Raw genomic sequence first — 15,020 nt, 5'->3', positions numbered from 1 at the left:
CGATCACCGCACCACCCACGACTTCACGCAGTAGACAAGAGAGAAGGCACCTGAGATGACGGAACTCTCCATCCGTCCGGACGAGATCCGCGACGCCCTCGCCAAGTACGTCGCGGACTTCGAGCCCGCCGCCGCGAGCAAGGAGGAGGTCGGCACCGTCGCCTCCGCCGGTGACGGCATCGCCCGCGTGTCGGGTCTGCCCTCCGCCATGGCCAACGAGCTCCTCGAGTTCGAGGACGGCACGCTCGGCCTCGCGCTGAACCTCGAGGACCGCGAGATCGGTGTCGTCATCCTCGGTGACTTCGACAAGATCGAGGAGGGCCAGACGGTCCGCCGCACCGGCGAGATCCTCTCGGTCCCCGTCGGCGAGGGCTACCTCGGCCGCGTGGTCGACCCGCTCGGCAAGCCGATCGACGGCCTCGGCGACATCGCCACCGACGGCCGCCGCGCCCTCGAGCTCCAGGCGCCCGGCGTGATGGCCCGCAAGTCGGTCCACGAGCCGCTCGCCACCGGCATCAAGGCCATCGACTCGATGACCCCGATCGGCCGTGGCCAGCGCCAGCTGATCATCGGCGACCGCGCCACCGGCAAGACCACGGTCGCGATCGACACGATCATCAACCAGAAGCAGAACTGGGAGTCGGGCGACCCGAGCAAGCAGGTCCGCTGCATCTACGTCGCCGTCGGCCAGAAGGGCTCCACCATCGCCTCCGTGCGCGGTGCCCTCGAGGAGGCCGGCGCGCTGGAGTACACCACCATCGTGGCGGCCCCGGCCTCCGACAGCGCGGGCTTCAAGTACCTCGCCCCCTACACCGGCTCGGCCATCGGCCAGCACTGGATGTACGACGGCAAGCACGTCCTCATCGTGTTCGACGACCTGACCAAGCAGGCCGAGGCCTACCGCGCCGTGTCCCTGCTGCTGCGCCGCCCGCCGGGCCGCGAGGCCTACCCGGGTGACGTCTTCTACCTGCACTCCCGCCTGCTGGAGCGCTGCGCGAAGCTGTCCGACGCGCTGGGCTCGGGCTCGATGACCGGGCTGCCGATCATCGAGACCAAGGCGAACGACGTCTCGGCGTTCATCCCGACCAACGTCATCTCGATCACCGACGGCCAGATCTTCCTCCAGTCGGACCTGTTCGCCGCCAACCAGCGGCCCGCGATCGACGTCGGCATCTCGGTCTCCCGCGTCGGTGGCGCGGCGATGACCAAGGCGATGAAGGCCGTCACCGGCTCGCTCAAGGTCGACCTCGCGCAGTTCCGCGCGATGGAGGCCTTCGCGATGTTCGCCTCCGACCTCGACGCGGCCTCCAAGCAGCAGCTGGCCCGTGGCCAGCGGCTGATGGCGCTGCTGCGGCAGCCGGCCTACTCGCCGTACCCGCTGGAGGAGATGACCGTCTCCCTGTGGCTCGGTACGTCGGGTCGCCTCGACGCCGTCCCGACCGACGACGTGCTGCGCTTCGAGGGCGAGTTCCTCGACTACCTGCGCCGCTCGCACGACGGTCTCCTGGCCGGCATCCGCGAGACGCAGAAGTTCGAGGACGAGGACGGCCTCGTCGCGGCGTACGACTCCTTCCTGAACCAGTTCGAGACCTCCGAGGGCGGCAGCATCAAGGCCGGGCACGAGCCCGAGGCCGAGGCGCTGGGCGACGACGAGCTCGAGCAGGAGCAGATCGTCAAGCAGAAGCGGGGCTGACGCATGGCCGTATCGCTGCGTGAGTACCGCGCGCGGATCAAGTCGACGGAGTCGATGAAGAAGATCACGCGCGCCATGGAGCTCATCGCTGCGTCCCGGATCATCAAGGCGCAGCAGCGGGCCGCCTCGGCGGCGCCGTACGCCCGCGAGCTGACCCGTGCCGTGTCGGCGGTGGCGACGTTCTCGAACGTCGACCACCCGCTGACCCGGGAGGAGGAGAACCCGAAGCGTGCCGCGGTCCTGGTCATCACCAGCGACCGGGGCCTGGCAGGTGCCTACTCCTCGAGCGTCATCAAGGAGGCCGAGCGGCTCTCCGGCCGGCTGCGCGAGGAGGGCAAGGAGATCGACTTCTTCCTCGCCGGTCGCAAGGCGGAGGCCTACTTCAAGTTCCGCGGCCGCGACTTCGTCCAGGCCTGGACCGGCTTCTCGGACCAGCCGACCTACGACAAGGCGGCGGAGATCGGCCGGGCGCTGATCGATGCCTTCCTCAAGGAGCAGGGCGAGGACGGTGACGTGGACGAGGTCCACGTGGTCTACACCCGGTTCCGCTCGATGCTGACCCAGGAGCCGACGGCGATCCGCCTGCTGCCCCTGGAGGTCGTCGAGGCCGGAGAAGGTGGGAGCAGCGAGGCGCCGGAGAGCGACGACCTGCTTCCCCTCTACGAGTTCGAGCCGTCGGCCGAGCAGGTCCTGGACGGGCTGCTCCCGCAGTACGTCCAGAGCCGGATCTTCTACAGCCTGCTGCAGGCCGCGGCCTCCGAGCTCGCCGCCCGCCAGAAGGCCATGAAGGCCGCGACGGACAATGCCTCGGAGCTGATCAAGAAGCTCACCCGGGTCGCCAACCAGGCACGCCAGGCGGGCATCACCCAGGAGATCAGCGAGATCGTCGGTGGCGTCAACGCGCTCGCCGACGCCCAGGCTGCGAACGACTGACCCCACCAGAGAAAACACCTAACGGAGTAAGACATGACTGCAACGGTTGAAGAGACCACCGCCAGCGGTGCGGCCTCGGTGGGTCGGATCGCGCGGGTCATCGGCCCGGTCGTCGACATCGAGTTCCCCGTCGACGCGATGCCCGACATCTACAACAAGCTCGAGGCCGAGGTCACCCTCGACGGCGAGACCTCCACCCTGCCGCTCGAGGTGGCCCAGCACATCGGTGACGGCGTCGTCCGCGCGATCTCGCTGAAGCCGACCGACGGCCTGGTCCGCGGCCAGACCGTGACCGACACCGGCGCCCCGATCGAGGTCCCCGTCGGCGACGTGACCCTCGGCAAGGTGTTCAACGCCACCGGCGACTTCCTCAACCTCGAGGAGGGCGAGAAGGTCGAGGTGACCGAGCGCTGGGGCATCCACCGCAAGGCGCCGGCGTTCGACCAGCTGGAGTCGAAGACCCAGATGTTCGAGACCGGCATCAAGGTCATCGACCTGCTCGCGCCGTACGTCACCGGTGGAAAGATCGGCCTGTTCGGTGGTGCCGGCGTCGGCAAGACCGTGCTGATCCAGGAGATGATCGCCCGCGTCGCCAAGAACCACGGTGGTGTGTCGGTGTTCGCCGGTGTCGGCGAGCGCACCCGTGAGGGCAACGACCTGATCGAGGAGATGCAGGAGGCCGGCGTCTTCGACAAGGTCGCCCTGGTCTTCGGCCAGATGGACGAGCCGCCGGGCACGCGACTGCGCGTCGCGCTCTCCGCGCTGACGATGGCGGAGTACTTCCGCGACGTCCAGAACCAGGACGTGCTGCTGTTCATCGACAACATCTTCCGGTTCACCCAGGCGGGCTCCGAGGTGTCGACCCTGCTCGGCCGCATGCCGTCCGCGGTGGGCTACCAGCCCAACCTCGCCGACGAGATGGGCACGCTGCAGGAGCGGATCACCTCGACGCGCGGTCGCTCGATCACCTCGATGCAGGCGATCTACGTCCCCGCCGACGACTACACCGACCCGGCGCCGGCCGCGACCTTCGCGCACCTCGACGCCACGACCGAGCTGTCCCGCGACATCGCCTCGCAGGGCATCTACCCGGCCGTGGACCCGCTGACCTCGACCTCGCGGATCCTCGACCCGCAGTACATCGGTCAGGCGCACTACGACTGCGCGATCCGCGTCAAGCAGATCCTGCAGCGCAACAAGGAGCTCCAGGACATCATCGCGATCCTCGGTGTCGACGAGCTCTCCGAGGAGGACAAGATCATCGTCTCCCGGGCGCGTCGTATCCAGCGCTTCCTGTCGCAGAACACCTACGTCGCCAAGCAGTTCACCGGCATCGAGGGCTCGACGGTCCCCGTGGCCGACACCATCGAGGCGTTCAACAAGATCGCCGACGGTGAGTACGACCACGTGGCCGAGCAGGCGTTCTTCATGTGCGGTGGTCTCGACGACGTCGAGCGCAACTGGGCCGAGATCCAGAAGAGCCTCTGATCATGGCGGACACGACGGTCGAGCACCTGCACGTGGAGCTCGTCGCTGCGGACCGGACCGTGTGGTCCGGTGACGCGGCGATGATCATCGCGCGCACGCTCGAGGGTGACATCGGCGTGCTGCGCGGTCACGCGCCCACGCTGTCGCTGCTGTCGGCGTCGGTGATCGAGATCCAGGTCGCGGACACGAACCAGATCGTGGTCGCGGCCGTCGACGGGGGCTTCCTGTCGGTGGCCAACGACCGGGTCTCGATCCTCGCCGAGCGGGTCGAGCGCGCCGAGGACATCGAGGTCGAGCAGGCACGTGTCGACCTCGAGGAGGCCAAGCGCCTGCTCGACTCGAGCAACGAGGCCGAGCAGCGGGTGCGCCACGCCGAGGCACGCATCCGCGCGGCGGAGAAGGTCAGCTAGCACGCATATGGTCTGGTGGGAGTGGCTGCTCGACGCCTGTGGCGCGCTCCTGCTGTTGTTCGTGCTGTACGGCGCCGGACTCATCGTCCGGCGCCGTCTGCTGTCCCGGCACGGTGGCACCTTCGAGCTGAGCCACCGCTACCGCACCGAGCGGCCCGAGCGCGGCTGGGTGCTGGGCCTGGGCCGCTACTCGGGGGAGACCCTGGAGTGGTTCCGGGTGTTCTCCCTGTCCCCGCGCCCCAAGCAGGCGTGGCGGCGCGAGGAGCTGCTGTACGACGGCCGCCGGGAGCCGCTGGGCGCCGAGCAGGCCTCGCTGTACCCCGACCACCTCGTGATCCGTTGCCAGTCGCCGCGCGGTGAGGTGGAGCTGGCGATGAGCGTGTCCTCGCTCACCGGTTTCCAGGCGTGGCTCGAGGCGAAGCCGCCCGGCACGGACTGGAACCGCCTCCAGGGCTGATCCGCGCCCTCCCGCACCCTTCCGGGCCGTGTCGTCGTACCCGCGTCGCGGTGTCGCGACGGGCGTTGCTCAACGGGCAGATCGAGGAAGAGATACGCAAGGGTTCTCAGATCTGTCCCTTTTTTCGGACGTGACCCTTGACACATCGTCCAACCGGACGCAGGTTGTACCTGCGTGTTACCCCGAGTAACACGACGCTTGTTGGGAGAGGCGAGCGGCACGACGGACCAGCCGACGGTGTTGTTGGGGAGCAACGCCCGGGGCCGGTGCGCCAGCCTGCACACCCGGGAGGGCCTCTCGTGATCTCGCGATCACTCCACACAGCAACCCACAGCACCGACCAGCTCGGCGAGCTCGGCGACACCGACGCGGTGATCGCCCTGCGCGGCGTCACCAAGTCGTTCGGCACGACGACGATCCTCGACGACGTCAGCTTCGACGTCGCCCGCGGCAAGATCACCGCCGTGCTCGGCCCGTCCGGCACGGGCAAGTCGGTGCTGCTCAACACCATCATCGGGATGTACCCGCCCGAGCAGGGGCAGATCTACGTCGACGGCGAGCCGATCGTCGGGATGCGCCACCGCGACCTGATGCGGGTGCGCCGCAAGTTCGGCGTGCTCTTCCAGGACGGCGCGCTCTTCGGCTCGATCAGCCTCTACGACAACATCGCCTTCCCGCTGCGCGAGCACACCGACCTCACCGAGGCGCAGGTGCGCGAGGTGGTGCACACCAAGGCGGACATGGTCGGCCTGGTCAAGCACCTCGGCAAGATGCCCGGCGAGGTCTCCGGTGGGATGAAGAAGCGCGCGGGCCTGGCCCGGGCGCTGGCGCTGGACCCCGAGATCGTCTTCTTCGACGAGCCCGACTCGGGTCTCGACCCGGTCCGGGTGGCCCACCTCGACGAGCTGATGCAGGCGGTCCAGGAGGTCACCGGCTGCACCTTCTTCGTGATCACGCACAACATCGACTCGGTCAAGCGCACGGCCGACCACATCGGGATGCTCTTCCGTTCCCGGCTGGTCGCCTTCGGCCCGGCCGACGAGGTGCTGTCCAGCGACCGCCCGATCGTCGAGCAGTTCTTCGCCGGTCGCGCCCGCGGCCCGATCGGCATGGACGAGATGGCCGACGCCGAGGCCCACCACGACCTCGAGCTCAGCGGCGCCGGCTCCGCCGGCGCCTGAGTCACCACCGCGTGTGCCGCCGTACCCGCGGGCGGGTGTGCTCGGCACACGCTCCAACCAGGGAGAGAACATGACCATCGACGAAGCCGTCCACGACGACCTCGACACCACGACCGACACCACGACCGACACCGACGCCCCGCGTGTGGAGCCCCCCGCCACGCCCGGAGCGGCACGTGACTGGCGCAAGATCGCCGCCGCCGTGCTGGTGGTGCTGCTCGCGCTGGGCGCGATCGGCTACCTCGCCGTCCAGCTGCGCGCCGCGCACCGCGACCTCGACCGCTACGACGCCGCGAAGGTCGCCGAGGCCGAGGTGCTGGAGAGCGCCCGGGGCCTGGCGGTGGCGCTGACGACCTACGACTACCGCGACCTGGCGGCACAGCAGCGCCAGCTCGAGCAGGGCTCGACCGAGGCCTTCCTGCAGAAGTTCGCCGAGACCAACAAGACGCTCGGCCCGATGTTCACCCAGCTGCAGGCCTCCGCGAAGGGCACGGTCGTCGAGATCGCGGTGCGCGAGGTGCGCGGCGACCTCGCCACCGTCCTCGCCGCGGTCGACCAGGCGGCGACGAGCAAGCAGAGCGCCCAGCCCACGACCCAGGCCAGCCGGCTGCGGCTGCACCTGGTCCGCCAGGGCGACCGGTGGTTGCTGGACAGCGTGGACCTCCTGTGAAGGTTCCGGTGGACGCGCTCACGGGCAGTGCCCGGGGCTTCGGCGGCATGGTGGCGATGTTCGTCGACTCGACCGCGGTGACGGTGCGGGCGCTGGTGCGCCGGCGGTTCTCCTGGTGGGAGTTCGTCCTGCAGACGCGCTTCCTCGCCTCGGTCTCGCTGCTGCCGACGATCCTGATCGCGATCCCGTTCGGCCTGGTGCTGGTGCTGACCGTGGGCGGCCTGACCAGCCAGGTCGGCGCGGCCTCGCTGGTCGGTGGCGTCAACTCGGTCGCCACGGTGCGCCAGGCGGCGCCGATCATCAGCGGCATCGTGCTCGCGGGCGCCGGTGGGTCGGCGATCTGCGCCGACCTCGGCTCCCGGGCGATCCGCAGCGAGATCGCCGCCATGCGGGTGATGGCCGTCGACCCGCTCGAGCGCCTGGTGGCGCCGCGGATCCTCGCGACGATGCTGGTCAGCGTCCTGCTCAACGGCGTGGTCGCCTTCGTCGGCATCGTCAGCGGCTACCTCTCCGCGGTCTACCTGCTCGACTCCACCGCCGGTGGCTTCCTGCACTCCTTCAGCGCGTTCTCGCAGCCGGCCGACCTCATCGAGTCGACCGTCAAGGCGGCGATGTTCGGCGTGGTGGCCGCGCTCGTCGCGTCGTACCAGGGGATGAACGCCCAGCACGGCCCGGCCGGGGTGGGCGACGCGGTCAACCGCTCGGTCGTGGTGACCGGCGTGCTGCTCTTCGTCATCAATCTCGTGGTCAGCCAGATCTTCCTGCTCGCCGCGCCACCGAGGGTGGGGTGAGCACGTGACCACCTCGCTTCAGGTCGGCCCGCGCGGCTGGCTCGACGGCATCAGCCGGCCGCTCGGCACCATCCTGCGCCGCCAGGGCGCGATGCTCCTGTTCTGCGTGCACGCCGTGGCGACCATCCCGCTGGCACTGCGCCGCTACCGCCACGAGGTCTGGCGGCTGCTCGCCGAGATCGCCTTCGGCAAGGGCCTGCTGACCGTCGCGGCCAGCACCGTCTTCGTCTCCGCGCTGCTCTCCGCGGTGATCGGCGTCCAGCTCGGGCTCGAGGGCCTGCAGGGCCTCAACGTCGTCGGCCTCGCCCCGCTCTCGGGGCTGGTCGCCGCGGTCGGCAACACCCGTGAGCTGGCCCCGCTGATCACCGCCTTCGGTCTCGCCGCCCAGATGGGCTGCCGGTTCACCGCGCAGCTCGGCGCGATGCGGATCAGTGGCGAGATCGACGCGATGGACACGATGGCCGTCTCCAGCATGGAGTACCTCGTCACCACCCGGCTGATCGCGGTCTCGATCTTCGTGGTGCCGCTCTACCTCGTCTCGCTCTCCGGCGCCTACCTCGCCTCCGAGCTCACCGTGCAGCTGATCGCGGGGCAGGGGACCGGCACCTACGACCACTACTTCTACCTGTTCCTCGACACCGGCGACGTGCTGCTGTCGATCCTGAAGGTGGTCGTGCTCGGCCTGCTGATCACCTTCATCCACTGCTTCTACGGCTACACCGCCTCCGGCGGTCCGGAGGGCGTGGGCGTCGCCTCGGGCCGGGCGATCCGGGCCAGCATCGTGACGATCGCGGTGGCCGACATGCTGATGACCCTGCTGTTCTGGGGCACGTCGACCGGGGTGCGGGTGTAGCCGTGGACCTCTACTCGCTCGCCAGCAACCAGCGCGCGCTGGGCCGCCTCGGGGTGGTGTTCTGCGCCCTGGTCCTGGGTGTCGCCGGCCTCGTCGTCGCCCAGTTCAACGGCTTGTTCTCCGGTGACCCGACGTTGCGCGTGCAGCTGCCGGCGCAGAGCTCGGTGGTCGCCGTCGGCAGCCCGGTGACCTACCGCGACGTGCGCATCGGCAAGGTGCTCGACACGGCCGGCCCCGGTGCGGACACCGTCCCGCAGGTCCAGGTCGAGATCGAGCGGCGCTGGCTGGACCGGCTGCCGCGCGACGTGGTCGCCACCGTCGGACCGGTCTCGATCTTCGGCAACCAGTACGTCCAGCTGCTCTCGCCGAGCGACGACGGACCGGCCGGCCTGGCCGACGACGCCACCATCCCGGCGTACGACGCCCGGGAGACGCCGTCCCTGCAGGGCACCTTCGTCTCCCTCAACGACCTGCTCAAGGAGGTCAGCCCGGCCAAGCTCAACGCCGGCCTGTCCGGTCTCGCGACCGCGCTCCAGGGCCAGGGCGAGGAGCTCGGCAGGACGCTGGTCTCCACCAACGACTGGCTCGGCCTGATGCTCCCGCTGTGGCCGACCCTGGTCACCGACCTCGACCAGCTCGCAGAGGTCGCGGGCGGCCTGGAGCAGGTGACCCCCGAGCTCCTCTCGCTCGTCGAGAACGCCACCGTCTCGGCCCGCACGGTCAACGAGAACGCCGCAGCCTTCCGGGCGCTGGTCTCCGACGGCGGCACGCTGGTGAGCACGACCTCCGGACTGCTGCGCGACACCATCGGCTCCTACGCCGACACCGTCGAGGGCGCGGTCGCGCTGCTCGCGGCGCTCTCGCAGGGACCCGACGTGATCACCCAGCTGCTGCGCGGCGTCGACACCTGGGCCGCGTCCTGGGCGCCGGCGCTGGCCGACGGGATGCCCGACGTACGCCTCGCGTCGCTGTCGGTGCGCAACCCCGCCGACCTGACGCTGGTGATGGCCGCGGGCGGCAACCCGGCCGACGTCGTCCGCCTGCTCAACGAGGCGGTCCGCCCCGGCTTCGCCAACCCGCCCACCTACCAGGGCTGCCCCGCCCAGCTCTGCGCCTTCAGCAAGCGCCCGACCGAGGGGAGCACGCGATGAGCAGCGGTCGTCCCGCCCGTCCCGTCCGGCTGCTGGCCTCGGTCGCCGCCTTCGTGGCGCTGGCGCTGCTGCTCACCGTCTTCGTGGTGATCTCGGTGCTCGACCTGAGCCGGCGCAACGGCACGGAGTACCACGCGCTGGTCGCCGACGCCGCCGGCCTGCGCGCCGGCGACGACGTCAACATCGCCGGCCTCGAGGTCGGCAAGGTCACCGCCGTCGACCTGCGCGGCAAGGACGTACGGGTCACCTTCGTCGTCAGCGGTGAGCACCGGCTCGACACCGAGACCCGTACGGCGGTGCGCTACGCCAACCTGATCGGCACGCGCTACCTCGCGCTGCTGCCGCCCGGGTCCGGCTCGTCCGGTGCGCGCCTCGACGCGGGCGGCACGCTGCCGGTGCGCCAGAGCCTGCCGACCGTCGACCTGACCGCGGTCTTCGACGGCTTCCAGCCGCTCTTCGACGCGCTCGACCCGGCCCAGGTCAACGAGCTGACCGCCTCGATCATCGCGATCTTCCAGGGCGAGAGCGGCACGGTCGCCAACCTCGTCGAGCAGGTCGGCACGATCACCACCCACCTCGCCGGCCGCAAGGAGGTCATCTCGACCGTGATCACCAACCTCGCCGACCTGCTCACCAGCGTCAACGAGCAGGGTGACTCGCTGGGCCAGATGATCGACAGCTTCGGCACCGTGGTCGGCACCCTCCACGACCAGCGCACGGTGCTGGCCTCGACCATCGACGGGCTCGCCGCCTTCGGGGAGAACGCCTCGCGGCTCACCCGGCAGTCGACGGAGGCCATCAACGCCGACATCGACGGGGTGAGCAAGGCCGCGGAGACGCTGAGCCAGAGCTCGGACGCGATCATCGACCTGATGCGCGACGTACCGGTCACGGTGGAGGCGCTCAACCGGATCCTCGACTCCGGCTCCTTCGCCAAGGTCTACCTCTGCAACCTGGAGCTGACCGTGACCGGCCGGCTGAACCTGTCGCTGGTGCCGGGCGTGCCCGCGCCGCAGGACCCGAAGGGCCTGGCGCTGCCGACCGGCACGGTCGGTGACCCGGGCCGCGTGGGGAGGGTCTGCCGATGAGCTGGCGCGACTTCGACCTCGACGACTGGCGGGTCTCCGACCGCGACCCGGTCAAGGTGGCCGCGGTGGCCGGCGTGGTGCTCCTGGCGCTGGTGCTGCTGGCGCTCAACGTGACCCGGCTGCCGCTGGTCAGCCACCACGACTCCTACTCCGCCTACCTCGCCAACGCCTCCGGGCTGAGCGGCGGGGAGACCGTGCAGGTGCGCGGCGTGCGGGTCGGCAAGATCACCGCCGTCGTGCTGGAGGACGACAAGGTCCGGGTCGACTTCGAGGTCGACGACGACGTCGACCTGGGGGAGGAGACCGCGGCCCGGGTCAAGGTGCTCAACCCGCTCGGCTCGCAGTTCCTCGAGCTGCAGCCCGCGGGTCCCGGCACCCTGGACCAGCCGATCCCGCTGGACCGGACCTTCGCCAGCCGCACCCTGGTCGGCGAGCTCGGCCGGGTCTCCGGCCAGCTCGACAAGACCGACATCCCGCAGCTGCAGAAGGCGCTGGACACGGTCACCGCCACGCTCAACGGCACGTCCGCGGCGTCCGTGGAGCGGGCGCTCACCGGCCTCAACGACTTCGCCAGCAACCTCGCCGGCGACGCCGACAAGATCAGCGAGCTGATCTCGGCCGGCAGCGACGTCGTGAAGATCATCAACGAGAGGCGTGACGTGCTCGTCAACATCGTCAGCCAGGGCGACGCGCTCACCGCGGTGCTGCGCGAGCGGCGGGCGGCGATCAGCCGGCTGGTCCGCGGCACCGCGGACCTCAGCGCGCAGGTCGCCAAGATCCTGTCGGTCAACCAGGCCAAGCTCGGGCCGATGCTGCGCAACCTGGAGAAGATCTCCGCGGCGCTCGCCACCGAGAACGAGACGCTCGGGCGCGCGATCCCGGCGATGGCGCAGCTGAGCACCAACATCGCCCGGGTGACCGGCACCGGACGGTTCGTGGACATCCTCGTCGGCAACGGCCTGGTCCCCGACGCGGTCGTCCAGCAGTGCGACGCCGCGGCCTTCCCGGCCAAGGACCAGCGCGTGGGGTGCCGGCCATGAGCGCCTCGATCCGCCGCGGGCTGGTGATCGCGCTCGTGGCCACGGTGCTCGTCGCGGCCGCCGTGGTCGGCATCCGCGCACTCACCGGCTCCGGCACCTACCGGGTCACCGCGACCTTCGTCGAGATGCCAGGCGTCTACCCGGGCAACTCGGTGAAGATCCTCGGCGTCCCGGTGGGCCACGTGGTCCGCGTCGACCCCGGCGTGAAGGGGGTCGAGGTCGAGCTGGAGATCGACGAGGAGCACCGGCTGCCGACCGACGTGAGCGCCTTCCTGATGGCCCCGAACGCGGTCAACGACCGGTTCATCGAGCTCGCGCCGGCGTACTCCGGCTCGGGTCCGCGGTTGCCGGACGGCGGCCGGATCGCGGCCGACCACACCGTCGTGCCGCAGTCGGTGGACCAGATCATCGACAGCCTCGACGAGTTCTCCCGCCTGCTCGGGCCCGAGGGCGCCAACGCCGACGGCTCGCTGTCGCGGGTCCTGGCCTCGCTCGCCGACACCCTCGGCGGGCAGGGCGGCACGGTGCACGAGCTCGTCGACAGCCTCGGTACGACGCTCGACGCCGTCGGCAAGGACGGCGACGCCCTCACCGACGGCATCAACGACCTCGGTGACCTGACCACGGCGGCCGCCTCGGTGAGCGGCAGCTACCGCAGGCTCGCGGAGAACCTCGCCGCGGTCAGCGGTGGCCTGGCCGGGGACGCGCCGCAGGTGACCGCGGTGCTGACCAACCTGCAGGACCTGCTGGCCGAGCTCAACACGTTCGTCACCGACAACAAGGACCAGCTCTCCGGCACCATCAGCAGCCTGTCCGGGGTCGCGGGGGAGATCGGCAAGCAGCAGAAGGCGCTGACCCGGCTGATGCGCACCCTGCCGCTCGCGGTCTCCAACACCGGCAACACGGTGGTCAAGACCAAGGACGGGATGGCGATCCGGGCCCGGCTGAGCCAACCGCGCAACGCCAAGGTGCGCGCGGAGGTCTGTGCCGACGGGCTGCTGCGGCTGATGGCCGTCGCCCTGGAGCCGACCCCGACCAAGCGCGAGGTGCTCGACCTGGCCTGCGGCGTCGACCGCTGGCTCGACGAGCTGCCGAAGGGGGCCGGGGCACCCGACGCCTCGGCCTGGACCCTCGCCGCGCTGCGTGGGTTGGGGGGTTGAGATGACCCGGACCTGGAGGCTCCTGCCCGTCGCCCTGCTGGCGCTGGTGCTGTCCGGCTGCTCGCTGAGCCTGCACGACATGCCGAAGCCCGGCGGGCTCGACGGATCGACGTACAGCGTCACGGCGTCCTTCGACGACGTGCTCAACCTGCCCGCCAACGCCGAGATCCGCGACGGTGCCCGGGTCGTCGGCGAGGTCGGCACGATGGAGGTCGACGGCTACCGCGCCCGGGTCGAGCTGCGTTTCCTCGACGGCGTCGAGATCCCGCGCGGGACCACGGTCGAGGTCCGCTTCGACAACCCGCTCGGAGACCAGTACGTCGAGGTGCACCAGCCCACCGAGGGCGGCGCCTCGATGCCGCTGCTGCGCGACGGTGACACCATGGACGTCGCGGACACCGCGGCCGCGCCGACCGTCGAGGACACCCTCGGTGCGTTCGCCACCATCCTCACCGGTGGCGGGGTCGGCGACCTGCACACGATCTCCCGCGAGCTGAACGCCGTGTTCTCCGGCAACCAGCAGCAGGTCCGTCAGCTGCTCGGACGGCTGGAGACCTCCGCGGAGCTGCTCGCCGGGGGGCTCGGGCCGATCGACCGGGCGCTGACCCAGGTCGGACGGCTGGTCAAGCAGCTCAACGACGGCAGCGGCGTGCTCGTCGAGGGCCTGAAGGAGATCGCGCCGGCGCTGAAGGTCCTCGGGGACCTCAACGACGACTTCCAGACGTTGCTCACCGGCCTCGACGGGTTCGCCAAGGCGGGCAACGCCGTGGTCGCGCGCAGCGGTGACCAGACGGTCAAGGCGCTGAAGGACCTGGTGCCCGTGGTGCGGCAGATCGTCGACTCCCGCGAGCTGATCACCCCGGTGCTCAAGAACGTCCGGGTGCTGGCCGACCAGGTCCCGAAGCTGACGAAGTACGGCTACGCGCGGGCCTCGGTGGTCGCCCCGATTGCGTTCAGCTCCACGCCCTCGGAGGCCAGCGGCACCATCCGCCCACGCTCGGCCGTCACCTCGCTGATGACCGCGCTGGGCCCGATCGAGTCGGGGAGGCAGCCGTGAGCAGGACGTCCCTGTGGCCGCGGATGATCGGCATCCTGGTCGGCACCGCGCTGGGCCTCTACTACATCGGCATCCAGATCATCGGGTGGTCACCCGTCGACGACGACTACCGGGTCAGCGTCGACGTCCCCCGCTCCTCGGGGTTGTTCGAGGACAGCGAGGTGACCTACCGCGGCGTCACCGTCGGCAAGGTGGAGGCGATGACGGTCGGGCCGTCCGGCGTACGCCTGGACCTGGAGCTCACCACGGACCAGCCGATCCCCAAGGACGTCGAGGCCCGGGTGCGGATGCTCTCGGCGCTGGGGGAGAGCTACGTCGACCTGGTGCCGACCGGTGCCGCCGAGCCGGAGCTCGCCGACGGTGCCGTGATCGCCACCGCGCAGGTGCCGACCAGCGTCAGCCAGGCGCTGGAGAGCGGGACGAAGCTGCTGCGCTCCATCGACCCCGACGACCTCGACGTCGTGCAGACGCTGTTCGCCGACGCCTTCAGCGGGCTCGCGCCGGAGCTGCGCACGCTCGTGGTCAGCGGCCAGCGCTTCCTCAACGCCGTCACCGAGGCCGCCCCCGGCACCCGCAAGCTGATCCTCGACGGGCTCACCGTGCTGCGCACCGGCAACGCCACCCAGCAGCAGCTCGCCGCGATCATCCGCTCCTTCGACGTGCTGTCCCAGCAGCTCGCCGACAACGACGCCGACTTCGCGCAGCTGCTGCGTGACGGCGGCTCGGCGGCCTCGACCATCGAGGAGCTGGTGCGCACCCAGAGCGGCCCGTTCCGCGAGCTGCTGAAGGGCTCCGGTGCGATCGGCACCGCGCTCAGCCAGAACTCCGCCGCGATCAAGGTGCTCTTCGCGCTCCTGCCGAAGGTCAGCACCGACCTCAGCAAGGTCGCGCGCGACGGCGTCTTCCACGGCGACCTCACCATCAACGTCGGCCAGCCGCTGTGCAGCCACGGCCCGCTGCCGCTGCCCTCCACCACCGGTGGCGGGACGCCGCAGCCCTGTGCGAAGGGTCCGCGCCTGCTGCAGCGCGGGCCGGACTAGGAGAAGCC

General features: G+C 70.4%; 15 protein-coding genes. All 15 read left to right on the top strand.

Annotated elements, in window-relative coordinates:
- Positions 1-55: 55 nt before the first annotated feature.
- Entirely contained in the window at positions 56-1,693 is a 1,638-nt protein-coding gene (gene atpA, locus MRBLML1_RS06710) for a F0F1 ATP synthase subunit alpha (RefSeq protein WP_364513282.1), read from the top strand.
- A 3-nt stretch (positions 1,694-1,696) separates the two neighbouring features.
- A complete protein-coding gene (locus tag MRBLML1_RS06705; protein ID WP_364513279.1) occupies positions 1,697-2,626 on the top strand; it encodes a F0F1 ATP synthase subunit gamma in 930 nt (309 codons plus the stop codon).
- A gap of 33 nt (positions 2,627-2,659) precedes the next feature.
- Positions 2,660-4,114 (top strand): F0F1 ATP synthase subunit beta, encoded by a 1,455-nt coding sequence (gene atpD, locus MRBLML1_RS06700; RefSeq protein ID WP_364513276.1) that lies wholly within the window; start codon positions 2,660-2,662, stop codon positions 4,112-4,114.
- A 2-nt stretch (positions 4,115-4,116) separates the two neighbouring features.
- The gene (locus tag MRBLML1_RS06695; protein WP_364513273.1) at positions 4,117-4,524 is read left to right on the top strand and encodes a F0F1 ATP synthase subunit epsilon; all 408 of its coding nucleotides are present in this window, start codon (positions 4,117-4,119) and stop codon (positions 4,522-4,524) included.
- 7 nt (positions 4,525-4,531) lie between these two features.
- A complete protein-coding gene (locus tag MRBLML1_RS06690; protein ID WP_364513270.1) occupies positions 4,532-4,981 on the top strand; it encodes a DUF2550 domain-containing protein in 450 nt (149 codons plus the stop codon).
- A 299-nt stretch (positions 4,982-5,280) separates the two neighbouring features.
- On the top strand, positions 5,281-6,162 hold the full coding sequence (locus MRBLML1_RS06685; protein WP_364513267.1) for an ABC transporter ATP-binding protein: 882 nt from the start codon (positions 5,281-5,283) through the stop codon (positions 6,160-6,162).
- Between the two features lie 70 nt (positions 6,163-6,232).
- Entirely contained in the window at positions 6,233-6,832 is a 600-nt protein-coding gene (locus MRBLML1_RS06680; RefSeq protein ID WP_364513265.1) for a hypothetical protein, read from the top strand.
- Positions 6,833-6,879: 47 nt separating this feature from the next.
- On the top strand, positions 6,880-7,623 hold the full coding sequence (locus tag MRBLML1_RS06675) for an MlaE family ABC transporter permease (protein ID WP_414691239.1): 744 nt from the start codon (positions 6,880-6,882) through the stop codon (positions 7,621-7,623).
- A gap of 4 nt (positions 7,624-7,627) precedes the next feature.
- The gene (locus MRBLML1_RS06670; protein WP_364513260.1) at positions 7,628-8,476 is read left to right on the top strand and encodes an ABC transporter permease; all 849 of its coding nucleotides are present in this window, start codon (positions 7,628-7,630) and stop codon (positions 8,474-8,476) included.
- 2 nt (positions 8,477-8,478) lie between these two features.
- Positions 8,479-9,627 (top strand): MCE family protein, encoded by a 1,149-nt coding sequence (locus tag MRBLML1_RS06665; RefSeq protein WP_364513257.1) that lies wholly within the window; start codon positions 8,479-8,481, stop codon positions 9,625-9,627.
- On the top strand, positions 9,624-10,715 hold the full coding sequence (locus tag MRBLML1_RS06660) for an MCE family protein (protein WP_364513255.1): 1,092 nt from the start codon (positions 9,624-9,626) through the stop codon (positions 10,713-10,715). Before MRBLML1_RS06665 ends, MRBLML1_RS06660 begins: the two co-directional genes overlap by 4 nt.
- Positions 10,712-11,755, top strand: coding sequence for an MCE family protein (locus MRBLML1_RS06655; protein ID WP_364513253.1), 1,044 nt, complete (start codon positions 10,712-10,714; stop codon positions 11,753-11,755). Before MRBLML1_RS06660 ends, MRBLML1_RS06655 begins: the two co-directional genes overlap by 4 nt.
- Entirely contained in the window at positions 11,752-12,915 is a 1,164-nt protein-coding gene (locus tag MRBLML1_RS06650) for an MCE family protein (protein ID WP_364513251.1), read from the top strand. Before MRBLML1_RS06655 ends, MRBLML1_RS06650 begins: the two co-directional genes overlap by 4 nt.
- A 1-nt stretch (position 12,916) precedes the next feature.
- Complete coding sequence (locus MRBLML1_RS06645) at positions 12,917-13,972, top strand: MlaD family protein (RefSeq protein ID WP_364513248.1); 1,056 nt, start codon at positions 12,917-12,919, stop codon at positions 13,970-13,972.
- Between the two features lie 23 nt (positions 13,973-13,995).
- Positions 13,996-15,012, top strand: a complete 1,017-nt coding sequence (locus MRBLML1_RS06640) for an MlaD family protein (RefSeq protein WP_414691238.1) — start codon at positions 13,996-13,998, stop codon at positions 15,010-15,012.
- The last annotated feature ends 8 nt before the right edge of the window (positions 15,013-15,020 follow it).

Source organism: Nocardioides sp. LML1-1-1.1, assembly GCF_040676175.1.
Lineage (GTDB): Bacteria > Actinomycetota > Actinomycetes > Propionibacteriales > Nocardioidaceae > Nocardioides.
The sequence above is the reverse complement of the archived record's forward strand: the minus strand, read 5'-3'. Positions and strand labels throughout refer to the sequence as shown.